General features: G+C 61.0%; 14 protein-coding genes and 2 pseudogenes. 6 read left to right on the top strand and 10 right to left on the bottom strand.

Translation table 11 applies throughout. The annotated features are described in order from the left end of the window. The first annotated feature begins 70 nt into the window (after positions 1-70). The 5 genes from FR699_RS12210 to FR699_RS12230 all read left to right on the top strand — a co-directional run bounded on the left by FR699_RS12210 (position 71) and on the right by FR699_RS12230 (position 3,797). Complete coding sequence (locus FR699_RS12210; protein ID WP_158855568.1) at positions 71-490, top strand: plastocyanin/azurin family copper-binding protein; 420 nt, start codon at positions 71-73, stop codon at positions 488-490. Between the two features lie 91 nt (positions 491-581). Beyond that, entirely contained in the window at positions 582-1,760 is a 1,179-nt protein-coding gene (locus FR699_RS12215; protein ID WP_158855569.1) for an MFS transporter, read from the top strand. Between the two features lie 37 nt (positions 1,761-1,797). Continuing rightward, positions 1,798-2,415, top strand: a complete 618-nt coding sequence (locus tag FR699_RS12220; RefSeq protein WP_158855570.1) for a bifunctional 2-polyprenyl-6-hydroxyphenol methylase/3-demethylubiquinol 3-O-methyltransferase UbiG — start codon at positions 1,798-1,800, stop codon at positions 2,413-2,415. 276 nt (positions 2,416-2,691) lie between these two features. Beyond that, positions 2,692-3,357, top strand: coding sequence for a peptide-methionine (S)-S-oxide reductase MsrA (gene msrA / locus FR699_RS12225; RefSeq protein WP_158855571.1), 666 nt, complete (start codon positions 2,692-2,694; stop codon positions 3,355-3,357). A 107-nt stretch (positions 3,358-3,464) separates the two neighbouring features. Then, the gene (locus FR699_RS12230; protein ID WP_154552499.1) at positions 3,465-3,797 is read left to right on the top strand and encodes a hypothetical protein; all 333 of its coding nucleotides are present in this window, start codon (positions 3,465-3,467) and stop codon (positions 3,795-3,797) included. A gap of 253 nt (positions 3,798-4,050) precedes the next feature. Here the strand turns inward: FR699_RS12230 and FR699_RS12235 are convergent, their stop codons facing one another. The 10 genes and pseudogenes from FR699_RS12235 to FR699_RS12280 form a co-directional block, all read right to left on the bottom strand. Then, on the bottom strand, positions 4,051-6,114 hold the full coding sequence (locus tag FR699_RS12235; RefSeq protein ID WP_158855572.1) for an ATP-binding protein: 2,064 nt from the start codon (positions 6,112-6,114) through the stop codon (positions 4,051-4,053). Positions 6,115-6,544: 430 nt separating this feature from the next. Continuing rightward, a pseudogene (locus FR699_RS13375) lies at positions 6,545-6,640 on the bottom strand (30S ribosomal protein S3ae); the annotation flags it as partial. Between the two features lie 63 nt (positions 6,641-6,703). Continuing rightward, on the bottom strand, positions 6,704-8,095 hold the full coding sequence (locus tag FR699_RS12245; RefSeq protein ID WP_158855573.1) for an ATP-binding protein: 1,392 nt from the start codon (positions 8,093-8,095) through the stop codon (positions 6,704-6,706). Positions 8,096-8,349: 254 nt separating this feature from the next. Continuing rightward, positions 8,350-9,039 carry a hypothetical protein gene (locus FR699_RS12250; protein ID WP_158855574.1) on the bottom strand — a complete coding sequence of 230 codons (690 nt, stop codon included), beginning with the start codon at positions 9,037-9,039 and terminating at the stop codon, positions 8,350-8,352. Between the two features lie 303 nt (positions 9,040-9,342). Further along, the gene (locus tag FR699_RS12255; protein ID WP_158855575.1) at positions 9,343-9,747 is read right to left on the bottom strand and encodes a transcriptional regulator; all 405 of its coding nucleotides are present in this window, start codon (positions 9,745-9,747) and stop codon (positions 9,343-9,345) included. 21 nt (positions 9,748-9,768) lie between these two features. Further along, positions 9,769-10,074, bottom strand: a pseudogene (locus tag FR699_RS13480) (DUF6516 family protein). 193 nt (positions 10,075-10,267) lie between these two features. Further along, the gene (locus FR699_RS12265) at positions 10,268-10,888 is read right to left on the bottom strand and encodes a 30S ribosomal protein S3ae (protein ID WP_154552494.1); all 621 of its coding nucleotides are present in this window, start codon (positions 10,886-10,888) and stop codon (positions 10,268-10,270) included. Then, positions 10,881-11,126 (bottom strand): KEOPS complex subunit Pcc1, encoded by a 246-nt coding sequence (locus FR699_RS12270; protein WP_158855576.1) that lies wholly within the window; start codon positions 11,124-11,126, stop codon positions 10,881-10,883. Before FR699_RS12270 ends, FR699_RS12265 begins: the two co-directional genes overlap by 8 nt. After that, positions 11,119-12,240 (bottom strand): recombinase RecJ, encoded by a 1,122-nt coding sequence (locus FR699_RS12275; protein ID WP_158855577.1) that lies wholly within the window; start codon positions 12,238-12,240, stop codon positions 11,119-11,121. Before FR699_RS12275 ends, FR699_RS12270 begins: the two co-directional genes overlap by 8 nt. Then, positions 12,241-12,705 (bottom strand): 30S ribosomal protein S15, encoded by a 465-nt coding sequence (locus FR699_RS12280; protein WP_154552491.1) that lies wholly within the window; start codon positions 12,703-12,705, stop codon positions 12,241-12,243. It lies immediately after the preceding gene. Between the two features lie 298 nt (positions 12,706-13,003). On the opposite strand from FR699_RS12280, the gene FR699_RS12285 reads away from it, so the two are divergent. Next, positions 13,004-14,545: a hypothetical protein gene (locus FR699_RS12285; RefSeq protein ID WP_158855578.1), complete on the top strand. Its 1,542-nt coding sequence runs from the start codon at positions 13,004-13,006 to the stop codon at positions 14,543-14,545. Positions 14,546-14,560: the final 15 nt, after the last annotated feature.

A 14,560-nucleotide genomic window follows, 5' to 3' on the forward strand; every position in this document is an offset into this window, starting at 1 on the left:
CTCGCTGCCATCGTCGACGAATCCAACGGCAACCGGGGTGCATTTGTCGGTCCAGTCCAAACAACCGACGATGGACAGACGTGCGTTCCTCGCGACTGGGGGTGCCCTCGTCGCCGGCCTTTCGGGCTGTCTCGCCCTCGGAGAAGACGACGGCGAGTACGACATTGGCATGTCCGACTCGCGATTTCTTCCCACAGAGTACCGTGTCGACCTGGGGACGACGGTCGTCTGGAAGAACACGAGTGCCCGCGCCCACACCGTTACGGCCTACGACGCTACCCTGCCCGACGGTGGGGCGTACTTTGCGTCCGGGGACTACGACAGCGAGCAGGCCGCCCGCGAGGGCTGGTTCGAGTCCGGCGGGGGTGCGATCTACGCCGGGGAGACGTACACCCACACGTTCGAACAGCTCGGGACGTATCCGTACGTGTGTCTGCCACACGAGGCCGATGGGATGGCTGGGACGATCGTCGTCGAAGACCCCGAGTAACGACCGCGGACGGTGACAGCCCACGGTCCGGCCCATTTTCAGGGGACGCGAATCCGCACATACATTCTTTCGGCGTTCATTGCCCGAAGTAATGAGCGGTCTGTATACGCAACGTCGCCTGCAGATCATCTTCGGTGTCACATTGATGGGCGTGATGGGCGTGAGCCTCATTTCGCCGGTCTTCCCATCGATGATCGAACACTTCGAGATTACAGACCAGCAGATCGGCCTCATCGTCACGGCCTATACGTTCCCCGGTGTGGTGGTCTCGGTCCTCATTGGCGTGCTCGCTGACCGCTACACCCGGAAAGGGGTCTTGGTGCCGTTGTTGCTGTTGTTCAGCGTTGCAGGCGTCGCTCAGGCGGCCGCGCCGACGTTTCAGACGCTGTTGGCACTCCGCGTCCTCCAGGGAATCGGCGGTGCCGGCCTCGTTACCCTCTCGACGACGCTGATCGGCGATTATTACGACGGGGCCGAGCGTGGGGCTGCGATGGGGCTCAACGCGAGTGTGTTGAGCATCGCGACAGCCGCCTACCCGATCATCGGCGGGCTCCTCGGAACGATCGGCTGGTACGCGCCCTTTGGCCTGTACGCCATCGCGTTTCCGATCGCCGTCTGGGCACTCTTCGGGCTGTCCGAGCCCGCATCGGCGGGAGCAGTCGGGATCCGCGAGTACCTGAAACAGCTTCTCTCGATTGCGACGGCAGGCGAAACGATCGCCGGCTCGCTGGCGGCATTCCTGGCGTTCGTCCTCCTGTATGGGGGAATTATCACGTACATTCCAGTGCTCGTCGCAGGACGATTCGGCTCGTCGTCGGCAATCATTGGGGGACTGCTCTCGGCTATGTCACTCTGTATCGCCCTGATCAGTTCCCAAACGGGACGGCTAATCGAGCGCTACTCCGAGCGAACGCTCTTTACCGTCGGTTTTCTGGGCTATGGCGGTGGGCTCGCGTTGATTCCGTTTGCCGGGTCGCCGGTGTTGCTGTTGCTCCCACTGGCGCTGTTCGGGGTGGGCCACGGTCTCGTCGTCCCGACCGTACAGGTTTTCATGACGAAGCTCGCCCCGGCACAGTTCCGGGGCGCGACGATAAGTCTGTACAATATGGCCCTCCGGTTGGGACAGACCGTTGGGCCGCTACTGTTTGGTGTCGTCTATACGGTTGGCGTCGATGGGGTCTTTCTCGTCGGCGGGGCGATCGGAGCGGGTGCGTTCGTGCTGTTTGCAAGCATCTTTCGGGCCGGTATTGCAACCGCAACCACGACGTAGGCGACGGAATTTAGCGTCAGGCTCCCGTGATGGGTGTATGGACCCGTCGAGGAATCGCCGTGGGTGGGCCGAGCGGACGGGAGAGTTCTCGCCGACGTATTACGCGGAGCTCGGGCCAAACAAGGTGAGCAACAGCCTCGTGACGCTCCTTGATCACTACAGTAGCACGGACGCGTCCATCCTCGAACTCGGCTGTAGCTCCGGGCGACATCTGGCACACCTGCGGGAAAACGGGTTCGACGACCTCACCGGCATCGACATCAACGACGACGCTTTCGACGTGATGGCTGATGCTTTTCCAGCCCTCGCCGACGGGGGGACGTTCCACACGGGTGCGATCGAGGATCTCGTCCCCGAGTTTCCGGACGACGCCTTCGACGTCGTTTACTCAGTCGAAACACTCCAGCATGTTCACCCGGACGACGAGTGGGTATTCGACGAGCTTGTCCGCGTCGCCGGCGATCTGCTCGTCACGGTCGAAAACGAAGGCCCCGATCCGGATGGGGGCAAGACAGACGAGACGATCACGTCTGTCAAGGGCGAATTTCCGATGTATCGCCGCAACTGGGGAACGATCTTCACCGAACGCGGACTCGAACAACTGCTCAGCAAACCCGGCAAGCCGGATACGATCCGCGCGTTCGCAACGCCCTGATACGGATTGCTCTAAGTCATTACCATATCAACCGCTCGCATTCGGGCGGTTATCACGGTAAACAGTTAGAGCAATCCGTATGAGTGACTTGCGTATCGTCGCCCGAGAGATGGTGCCGTCGCGGCCCACTGCTTTTGCGGTCCCGAGCCCTGTCTGGCAGTGTGACAGCCTCACCGATCGACAACGACGAAGAGCGGCGGCGGGCCGTCGAGGAACGCCACGACGACCGGCCCGAAACGGCGATAAACCCATATCTCACCGTCTACTGAAACGGGTATGTCCGGGATTGAATTGCCCACCAACCAGCCGACGACGCTAGCCCGCGATGCCGAAGCGTTGAGGCCCGCGGAAACCGAGACGGCGACGTTCGGCATGGGCTGTTTCTGGGGCCCTGACGCCCTGTTCGGAGCCAAAGAGGGGATCGTCCGGACGCGAGTGGGCTACGCCGGCGGCACCGCGCCCGACCCAACCTACCACGACCTGGGTGATCACACCGAAGTCGTCCAGCTCGAATACGATCCCGATACCTGGACCTACGCCGAACTCTTGGACGTTGTCTGGGCGAACCACGACTGGACGGGTTCGCAGAAACGCCAGTATCGCGGTGTCATCCTCACCCACGACGACACACAGCAGGAGGTCGCCGAGCGTTCCCGCGCGGCGCTCGCAGGTCGAACCGGACAGTCAGTCGCCACCACGGTAGAGCTACTCGATCAGTTTTATCCCGCCGAAGACTACCATCAGAAGTACGAACTGCGGACGCTACCCGTGGTCGCCGACGAACTCGAAGACCTGTATGGCGATGTTTTCACTGCCTCGACGGTTGCCGCCCGCCTCAACGGCTTCGCCGCCGGCTACGGTAGCGAGGAGCAACAGCACGACCTCCTGGCGACACTCGACCTGCCACCGACCGTCCTTGACGAGGTGCGACGGCGACTCTGAACGTTTTCGTGTCACGCCGACCCATCGAGTCGACATCGACGGCGATTTTCCAGTCCAGAGCCGGCACCGAGGCAAATGCTTATTCGCGATCCACCCAACGACAGCCCATGAACAGACGGCTCAGCATCGGACTCCTCATGGGGGCGTTTCTGGGAGTTTTCTGTATCTTCGGGGTCGGACTTCGGATCGGATTCGACGGCAACGAGTTGTTCCTCTTCTCGATGTGGTACAATCGCGTCGTCATGGGGCTCGTGATCGGGCTGGCGGGTGGGCTCGAATTCGTCGATTCGAAGTACAACGTGTTCGTTCGGGGGCTCGTTTTGGGACTTGCCGTGACCGCGGCGATCACGTTCACGAGCGAGTTCCGTGACTGGCCGAGTTTCTTCGCCGGACTAGCCTACGGCGTGATTATCGACTGGGTCGCGACCCGGTATAGCTGAGCGCGCACACTCCTACGAGACTGTCACGGACTGTCACTGTCCGGCGAGTAGCTGCTGGGGCGGCCCGTCTCTTTTCCCGCTCGGCGGCCGATTCGCCGTCCGTCCGGTCCCGTAGCCGACAGCGTGTCTACGAACCGGACAGTCCGTTCACTCACGGTGTCTGCTCCCCGCCCGAGTATTGCTGTTTGCGGTCTCACTTTCCGACGCCGAAACCTGCTTTGGCGTGGTGATCCGGCCGTCGTGTTTCGAACAGTCACGTTGTCGCAGACACCGGAAGCCGAATCTCGACCGTCGTCCCCCGTTCGTACTCCGGAATCTCGATTTCGCCGTCGAGGTTCCTGACGAGCCAGTAGGCCAGCCACAACCCCAGGCCCTGGCCGTGAACGAGCGATTCCTCCACCCCGTTCGACAGCACCTCCCGTTCACTCTCCGGGATCCCCGGTCCGTCGTCTGCGATGGTGAGCACAATCCGGTCGTCTGTCTCTGTCACCCCGATCTCGACAGACGGGGTGTCGCCGCCGTGCTTTGCGGCGTTGTCGAGGAGTTCCCACAGGGCCGTCCGCACGCGTGGTAGCGACTCCGCGACGGCCGTCTCGGGGCTATCGAGTGTTACCGACGCCTCAGGATACTGCTCCCGGAGTTTCCGAACGCCCTCCTCGACGATCGGGACGACGTCGACGGGTTCCAGTTCCGGTGACTGCTCCCGGTTGGCTTCGATCTCGCGGGCCGATTCGGTGAGATCGAGTAGCCTGTCGGCGGTCTCGACGATCCGGGTGGCTTTCGATGCCCCATCACCATCGAGGTCATCCGCCAGGTACTCCGCGTACCCGTTGATCACACTGAGCTTGTTTCTGACGTTGTGGCGCAGTACGCGGTTGATCACGCTGATCAGTCCCTCCCGTCGTCGCCGCTCGGTCGCGTCCCAAACCATCGCCTGTGCCCCGACGATATCGTCGGCCGTTTTGGGTTCGTCTCCGGCGCTTGGCTCGTATATCGGTACCACGCGGATGTCCGCGTACACCGTTTGCCCCTCGCGGTTCGCCAACGGGAAATCCCGCACCTGGATTTTCTCGCCGCCCGCCACCTGGTCGAGATACTCCCGGGCCAAGTCCCTCGTCTGGTCGTCGGGCATGACGATATCGATCGGCTCGCCATCGATTTCCTCGGCACTGTAATCCAGAAACTTCTCGACAGACGGAGACACGAACGTGAACGCTTGCTCGTCGACGTCGATCTGGAAGACGAAGGCGAAACTCGCGGCGATGACGGCCCGGTAGAGCTCGTTTTGCTCGGCAAGCTCCTGTTCGCGCTGGTTCAGCTTTCGACGCTTTCGCTCGATACCGGTCACGTTCGTGAGTGTCACCACCTGCGCTTTTGACTCCCCGACTCCCATGTCGTTCGTGGAGACCAGATAGTACTGGGTCTGTTCACCGCGTTCGTCGCTAACGATCCGGTCGTCAGTGTCGATCGCTGTTGCCACTTCCGGGAGCACGTCCGCGAGGCGGTCACCGGCCCCACCCGCAAGTGCCGGGAACGCGCTCGTCGCTTCGGGAGCGTAATCCCGTATTCGGCCATCCCTGTCCAGAAATATCGACGGGACGCCACTCTGGACGGTACTTCGAACCGCCAAAAAGCGCGGCCCGAAGACGAACATCGTTCCGACCGCAAAGATTGCGACGCCGATCGGAGCGTAAATCACGTCTATCAGCTGTGGTGTCACCGTCGCGGCAACGTCGACGACGATTGGCACGGCGAGCATCCCCGTCAGCACCCCGAGTGGGCGGGTGTCGTAGCCCGACTGGACGTACAGCTCAAGCATCATGAACAACCCCACAGCCGCGAGTACGTACGATAGTCCGGTTGCCCCCCAGTGGAGCAGCCCGTGATCGATCGCCAGATATCGAAACGGTGTCGTCACCTCCCGAGTCGTGAAGTACATGTCGTGGAGCGGGTTCGTGAGTTTGAGCACCGCTACAGTGAGAAAGACACCGAGGCCGAGGCGCCGCAGTGTGGGGTTTCGATGGAGCGTCCGCCCGGTGTAGGCCGAACAGAAGTACAACCAGGCCCAGACGGTCCCGAACCCGCAGATGAGACCGACTGTGTAGGCCGGTTCCCGGAACGGATCCGGGGCCAGGAAAAACACCGTTTTGAATACCCCCCACGCCCCCGTTGTCGCCAGCAACCACACCATCCCGCGCCGTACCTCCGGATCGTCGAACGTTCTGGCACGGGGAACGAGGAGCAGACAGCCGACTCCGCTGAGCCCGAACAGACCGAGATACACCAAGCCAGCGGGATCGGCCCACGGTGACGGCATGAATCGACCTTGGCTACGCAGTAGACGCAGAAAAGAATATGCCCGCCATTTTCAAACGTGTGAATGGCCTGTTTCGGAAATGCAGCCACCGCCCCTCCCGCCACCGTTGAGGACCGCGGATGCAGGCTGCTGGGCAGTACTGATCTGGACGGGTATACCGATGTATCGCGGGTGATCCGTGCTGGCTCTTGCTCGATCCGGCGCTGTCTTCGTCTCGACTGACACCGGGTTCGTTACCGACGCCTTCTGCGGGGCGGCAAGTCCCTGTTCGTCGTCACCTGCCGTCTTGGTTTGTCCATGCGGATTCGGTACGCGGTCCCTTGCACTCTCTTCGGTACGTAGCCCTGTCTCGATGGTATCCTGGCCTGGACCACAGCAACTCGGCTGTGCGTGGGTCTATGACACGTCACCGAAAAGCGAAACCAGTGGTCTACTCGTCGACTTCGACGCTGGTCTCCTCTTCTTCGGCGACCTCTTCGGGGCGGGCCTCCAAGGTCGCTTTCTGGATCTCGACGCGGCCAAACGGATGGGCTACCTGTTCCAGCCCACACTCATTCCTGTGGATCTTTCTGTGTAAGGACGGGGGAAATCAGCTTGTCGACAGCAGCTCGTCAAAATCGTTTGCGTCGAACAGGGACCAGTCGTCACCGAGTTCCGTTTCGAGTCCAGGCTCGAATCCGGATTTCGAGAAGAGAGCGAACTGTTCGTCCCGTGTTTCCGGCCCCCAGCGCACACGATCCGCTTTTTCCCGAAGTGCCTCGGCGAGTCCGGAACCTACCGGCTCGGTCGTCCACTTGCATTCACCCAGAAGTATCCGGTCGTCCTCTGGGGCGAGGCCGACCAGATCGATCTCGTCCTCACCGTACCACCACCGACCGATTTCGGCATAGGGACCCAGTCGCTCTTGCCGGATCGCTTGCCAGAGCGCTTCCCGACAGATGTCCTCGAACACGCTCGCGACGTGATCCGGCAGGTTCGGCTCGATCGTTCCCTCGTAGACGATCTCCGGCGCTTCTTCGATACTGGACCGGCGCGGTTCGACGAACCGGAACCAGAACCGCAGGAATTCGTCCGCCACGCGATAACGGGATCGTTTGGACTGTTTTCTCGACGCCGTGACCGGAACCTCCCGCTCGACGAGGCGGAGACGTCGCAACGTCTGGAGGTACTTCGAGAGCGGTCCGGAGTCGATACCGGCCTCCCCCGAGATCTCGTTCGGCGTCGTATGGCCCGTCGCGATCGCCTCGAGGATACTCAGGTACCGCGCTGGCGTCCGTAACTCGCTCTGGAGGAGGAACCGCGGCTCGTCGTACAGCACCGCGGTCGGAGTGAGGACGTGTTCGCGGACGTTCTCGGCGAGCGACCGGGCGTAGTCGAACAGCGTGAGGTACATCGGCGTCCCGCCAGTGACCGCATATGACCGGACAGCGTCCCGAAACTCGTAGTCGATCACGGCTCGAGCCTGGGCGAACGAGAACGGTTGGAGGTCTATCTGGCCCGTTCGTCGCCCATAGAGTGGACTTTCGTGGCCCAGCACTTCGGATTCCATCGTCCCGACGCTCGATCCACAGAGGACGAGCATGGACTCGGTGTGTTGGAGCTGTTCGTCGACGAATCCCTGCACGTAGGACGGTAGCGAGTCATTCTCCGCGACGAGATACGGGAACTCGTCGATGACGACGACGATCGACTCCTCGTGAATCTTCTCACCGAGGTACTCGAGTGCCTCCGGCCAGGTCTCCGTCCGCGGCACGCGTTCGTCGAACCGCTCGGCGATCCGTTCGACGAACTTCTCCCGCTGGCGTTGCTGTGCCTCCTCGGCGGCGAGATAGTAGATGTGCGGTCGGTCGGCACAGAACTCCTTGAGCAGTGCCGTCTTGCCGACCCGACGACGACCGTAGACGACGTAGTAGTCGTGCCCCGGCGACTCGAACGCGGATCGTACCGCCTCGAGTTCCTCAGCCCGGTCGTAGAAGGTCATTATCTGGATAATGATTATCGCGATAATGACTTATGCTTTTTCCCGGTCGGTGCACTCCTCGTTGTTCGTTCGGCCGTTCCGTCGGAAGGGCGTGTCAAAGAACGCTTTGCAGGCTTCGTCTATCCAAGTTCTGCCACGACACGCGTGCAAGATACAGCGCGTGTATCTTGTAACCCCTCTACGAATGGGGCCTCTAAATCAATTAGATTGGAAGGACCATTCACTCAGGGTCGGTATACAGGAGGATCAATAATCTACGACTCAGTCACTTCGGATACTCGGGTAGAAATCTCATCTGCGGCGTTTGATATATGCTCCTTTGCCTCCGTTCCGTAGCGATACGTCTGCGGAAATCGCTTCATCTCGATTTCTAATTCGCGTTCTAAGTCCTCGTTCTCGATGATGTATATATCCAAATTATCTGAGAGTATACTGTATGCCGCAGGTGGAAGTTCTTGGCCCTCATGGATAATATCGTTCAGTTCCTTTATATAGTCTAACTGGTGGTAGTACGATACCAAATCCTCCGCCAAGTCTTGATTGAATCTACTGATTTCCGATGCTGTGGATTCATAGACTGTTGATGATGCTCTGGCTGACGGTGGTATATCTCCCGCTTCATAATTGGGGACCACCACTTTAGGTGTCGGCAGTTCTTCACCCAGACTTTCTTTCCATTCTTCTTCACTGGAGAACTGTTGATTCGGGTACTGAAAAGTTTCTGACAAGCCTACAATGCCATGTTGATCATAGTGTGGTTGCTGTCCGTTCGCCCAATACCGATTCTGTTGAATCTCTTGAATTAAGGCCCCCGCAATACGCTTCCGTCTTGTATACCTTCTATGATAGTATATTGTTAGTGCAATTAGGGGGGCTAACAATGCTCCAGCAGTCGCTAAAATGTTCAGTTGGGCTTGCGTAATATGGGGTATCCATCCGCCCATGTGTTCTACTCAAGCACGATATATCCCTGAGAGGGCAAAACGGTATCGCGTGGACCGTGAAAGGACAACGAAGAATATGTCGAGAGGGGCATAGACCGAGGCAGTCTTCAATTTGATTAGGTGAAGATAAGTCAACAGTTAATCGCATGAGTCAGTTGGAGAGACTCGAACGCTTTTTGCTGAACTCAGTCTCTATATCTTGCACTCTCTTCTGTAATCATATCTCTATCGACATTTCCTCTCTGGGTTGCACCCCAGCAAACCGACTGTGAACGGTTCTATAACCCGCTGAGGACGGCTAGATCACGGCGCGGCTGTGTCGACGTTGCCACTCGATCCCGCAAAGGGAATGTCGATTTCGAGACCGTCGTAAGCCAGCGTCGGCTTCTTCGCCTGTCCTGATCCGCTACCTTCGAACTCGAGAACACCGATGTCCTCGAGTTCAGAAAGGTTCCGATGGACTTGTTTGTAGTCTCGATCCACCAGTTCGGCGGCTTCGCTGATACTCGCAGGGTCGTGTTCGGAAATCGCCTCGAGCAGTTCTAGATTCTTCGGACTGAGGAGGCGGCTGAGTTCAGCGTACGAGCCGAAATTGAGTACCGGCTGGCTGTCGTCGAGGTCTTCACCCTCTTGGGCGGCCTTGATGCGGCTACGCGTGCGCTGATCGAGACGGTCGCGTTCGCCGACGGTGACTTTGAGCGTGGGCATGATGTCTCTCCTGGAGGCGTCCTACGTCGGCCAGTTCCACGAGACGGGGGTCATCTCTTCAACTTCCCGCGTGAAGCGGTCGTAGAGCGTCAACATCCCGGGGAACTGGATGGTTTCGACACCGTCCCGGGTATGACGCTCGTGACCTTTCGTCCGTTCGTGGGCGTTGTCGTAGCGGAGGATGGTGTCGCCGCCAATTTCCCCGAGGTGAAGGCTGTAGTCTCATCCACTCGGATACGTCTCGATCTCCGTTTGACGGATGGTCACGTCGACGACGTAGCCGTTTTCGACATCCTGCCAGTCCTCGATGGTCGTGTCGGACGCCATCCGTTACCCTATGGTATTAGGTGCATAGGAATAAACCCATGGACTCGATAACATAGAGGCCGGAGAACTCCCTGTTCACGCAGTAGACAGTATCAGTCCCGCTCTCGTCCTTGTCCCTATCCCTGGGGATTACACCGCAGCTAATCAGCTATGAATGCTTCGATGACACGGAGTCAAAAGCGAAACCAGTGGTCTACTCGTCGACTTCGACGCTGGTCTCCTCTTCTTCGGCGACCTCTTCGGGGCGGGCCTCCAAGGTCGCTTTCTGGATCTCGACGCGGCGCAGCGGGTAGATCGTCGTCGCTTCGTTGTAGATCGCACTCGAGAGGCGTCCCTCGACGACGCTGTCGACGAGGTCCTCGAAGGTGCGTTCTTCGGCGGCGTCTTCGATCATGTCGACCATCTGCTCGCGGATGGCCTGCTCCTGGCTGGCGTCGGCCTTCTTGGTCGTCAGGGCGACGGGCTGGATCTGGACGCGGTAGTCGTCGGTCGTCAGTACCGTCACGTAGGCCTCGACCTTCGAGGAGCCACGGCGGACGAGACTGCGGAGGTAGTCCCGCGTGAGTTCGTGTCTGATGAACTCCGTGTAGGCCGTGTCGCTGCCGAGTTCGCGGATACGGAAGGTCAGCTTGGTGTTGTTCTCGCCGGCGTCGTTCCGGAGGTCACCGAGCGTCGTCTCGATGGTCCGGTCGATCGCCTTCTCCTGTTCGTCTGCCAGTGTCTCACCGATCTCGGCCCGGTCGAACTCCTCCGGGGCGAGGACGGTGTACCACTGCTTTTCCTGTCGTTGTCGTGAGACTGAGCGTTCACTCATGGGTGTCGGTGTGTCTGTCTGTGGTGAGATCGGCGGCGACCGAGAGGTTCACCACGTAGTCGTCGACGGTCGCGGCGAGGCCACCCGTCGTGGCTCGCTCGATCGTCGTCTCGACGGTCGCCTCGTCGGTCGTCGTCGCCATCTCCTCGGTGTTGTCCGGTCGCAGTGCCCGCGCGAGACGGGTCGCCGTTTCGGCGTCCGCGTGGCTCGTCGTAATGGTCGCCCGGCGCTCACTCATCGCGGATCACCTCGCGGATCGCGGTGACCAGTGCATCGATGTCGCCTGGGTACGGCTGGGTCGCCAGGTCGGGGTCACCAGTGACCTGTCCCGAGAGATCGAACGATGCCGTGGCTGATTCGAGGACGGCTGTGGCGTCTCGCTTTCGGGCGGCCGCGAGCCCAATGCGGTCGCCATCGTGGACGAGCGTGAGTGCCTCGGGTGAGCGGAATGCCCCCAGCAAGCGAGCGACGGTCCTGATCGGCCCGTCGGCCCCAACTACGACGAGGCCGGCGTGACGCCGGACCGTTGCCGCATGGAGCGTCTCGTGTGCAGCACTGGCGTGTCTTCGCCAGGCCTCCAGAGCGGCCGCTTGCACGTCGTGGCCGAGCGCGAGTGCGACGGCCGTGCCTGGGTCTTCCCGCGCTGTCGCCCTGAGGACGTCTCCGTAGCCTCCGACGGTCCCGAACGGGCCGCCTGCGTGTGGGCGCAAGACGCCTTCGACGGCGGTCGCCGCTCGCGCTGTCGCCCCCTCGGCACCGATCGTTTCGAGGGCGACTCGCGAGGCGACCTGACGGCGTGTCTCCTCGTCGTCGGGTCGGGTCGCCGTCTCTAAGACGTCCCGAACGGCGTCGGGATCGCCCGAGAACGGGGCGTGGACGAGCGTCGAGTGAGCGAGTCCGTCCGCGAGGTCGTCGGTCGGGACAGCGACGCCAGGTCGGCGTTCGATACCCGCCTCGATGAGTGCCTCCGTGAGGGTCCCTGTTGGTTCTGCGCCAGCAGCGACGGCCCCGGCGGCGGCCAGTGCCGGATCGGCGTGCTCGCAAGCGAGTGTCCGGGCGACGTCGAACGCCGCCGCACTCGCCGCTCGGTGCTCGCCGATGGTCGCGTCGGCATCGGGACTGGCTCGATCGAGTGCGACCACGAGGTCGGCTTCGGTGGCCCGCGTCGGTGCAGCGTCGGTCACGACGCTGATCTGAAACGGGATGTCGATCGCATCGAGGGTCTTCGCGAGGACGCCAGCAGCCCCGATGCCGTCACCCGTCGCTGCCGGGGCCAGCCGGACGAAACCGGCGTCCCGGAGGCTCGAAGCGAGGGCGTCGGCGTCTGGCGACTGGCGACCGGTCGTGGCCATCTATTCGAGGAGCTCGACGGCGACGTCGTAGCTGTAGGTAAAGTCCGCGTCGAGTTCGTCGCCACGGTAGTAATCGACCAGGCGACGGATCTTCGACTCGGTGTTCTGTAAGGCGCGCTTGTTCTGGTGGTCGACGGGGTTGTCCTCCATGTGTTCACGGAGGCGAATGGCCCGCGCCATCAGGTTCCGGAGGTCTTCCGGAAGCTCGGGCGCGGCGTCGTGGTCGTCGAGAATCTCGGTCACCTTCTTGCCAGTGGCCAGCGAGACGTCCGGGATCGGGGTCCCCTGGACGCCTTCGTCTCGAAGTTTGATGCCGATCTCGCTGGGCTCGTGGCCCTGTTCTGCGAGTTCGACGACGCGCTGTTCGATTGCCTCGCTGTCCACGTCACTCCACTCCGGCGGATCGTCTGCCGCGGGCTTGTCCGAATCGGACGAGCCACGACGGCGTGTGTGCATTCGTGCCATGGTCTGAGATTGGAACGACACAGACCGCTACGTGTGGCCGCTCGCAGGTCCATTCGGACCCCGAACTGCCGGACACGTCCGCAATCCCGAGTCGCGCACGGCGAAAGAGGCCTGAGGCGTCATCGACGCCCGCGCGACGAGTCAGATTTGCGGTCGTGTGTTCCCACCGAACTGTTCTCGCTTGGCCACTAAACGGTTTCTACTTCGTGATTGTATCGTTCGGTCACGTACTCGTTGTGAATCGACCGTACCGGCAACGGCCAGTCGACTTATCCCCGCTGATCACGAATTCTCGGTGATGATCGATCCCGGGTCCGGTGAGCGCGCTCAGTCGGAGGCACTCGGGACAGTGTTGTTGCTCGGGCTGATCGTCAGTGGCGTCGCGATTCTGGGCGTCGTCGGCACGACGGCATTGAACGACACCCAGAAACAGGTCGGCACCGAGCGGGCGATCAACTCGATGACCCTGTTTGACTCGCGGGCGGCACTGGTTGGACTCGGTGACGCCGATACCCAGTCGGTGACTTTTGGCACCGGGGCAGGCTCCTACGAGGTCCGACCGGACGCCGGCCGAATCACAGTCACCCACTACAATTACAGCAAAGAGAAGCGGACGGAGACGATGTACAACGAATCCCTGGGTGCGCTCGTCTTCATGTCGGGCGAGACGGAAATCGCCTATCAGGGTGGTGGCGTCTGGCGACGCGGGGCAAACGGCGGCAGTTTGTTACTCTCGCCGCCGGAATTTCACTACCGGTCGGCGACGTTGACCCTGCCGATCGTTCGCCTCGCAAACACGGATATCGATGCCGCGTCCGGCGGTCCACGGGCGGTCGTCCGGCCAGGAGAGCGTGCCCGGAACGTCTTCCCAAACAGCTCTGGGACGCCGGATGGGTCCAGTGAGATCGGTGCCCCGTACGATCCCAACGCCGCGGGCAACGAGTTGCCCTACGACAATCCGATCCGCAACGGGACCGTCCGTATCACTGTCGAAAGTCGCTACTACCTGGGGTGGGCTCGGTACTTCAACCAGCGAACTGACGGCGATATCGAGATCTACAAGAACAACCAGTCGGTGCAACTCACCCTAGAGACCGTCGGCGGCAGCGTCGGTGACTTCGCGATGCCACTGGACGGCAATTCTCTCTCCGTCCAGGGGATCGCGTCGACGCATCCGGTGACCGACTTCGAACTCACACTCAATCCGGACGGCCACTACGGTAACATGCACTGGTCGTTGTACGCAGACGAAGGCGACGAGGGGTTCGAAGCGCACTTTCAGTCCTCGAATCCCGGCAAGTGCAAGAGTGGCTCCTTCGACGGCGAGCTCCGACTCAGCGTCTATTACTTCAACGACACCGGCAGCGACTACACCCACGAGGAGTGGCGCAACGAGACGATCGACCCAAACACCAATGCCGATGTTTCCGTGTCGTGTCCCAGCGGCGAGCTGACAGTCGATCTGCTCGGCGACGTTACCATGACGTACGACGATATCGAGGCCATGCCGGGCGTCAGTGGCAGTTCGAACAAGTGGTACTTCGGGTCACAGATCACCAGTGAGTCGATCACCGGCCCGACGAAGACCCTCGACGTCCACGGCGTCGATCCCGGCCAGCGTGACGTGGGTGAGACGGCCAAGCTTGGCTTCCTCGTCACCCATTACATGGGACTGCTGGGTCCGCAGTACGACCTCACGGTGACAGACGGTCCCGGCGGGTCCAGTCGCGTCGACGAGAGTACTTCGACGGGAACGCTCTCGTTTGGGTCCACGACGTCTGCGGAGTATCTCACGTATCTGCACATCACTGAAAACGAGATCGACATCGAACTCGATTGACGTTCCCCCGGGAAG

The organism is Halorhabdus sp. CUG00001, from assembly GCF_009797925.1.
Classification (GTDB): domain Archaea; phylum Halobacteriota; class Halobacteria; order Halobacteriales; family Haloarculaceae; genus Halorhabdus.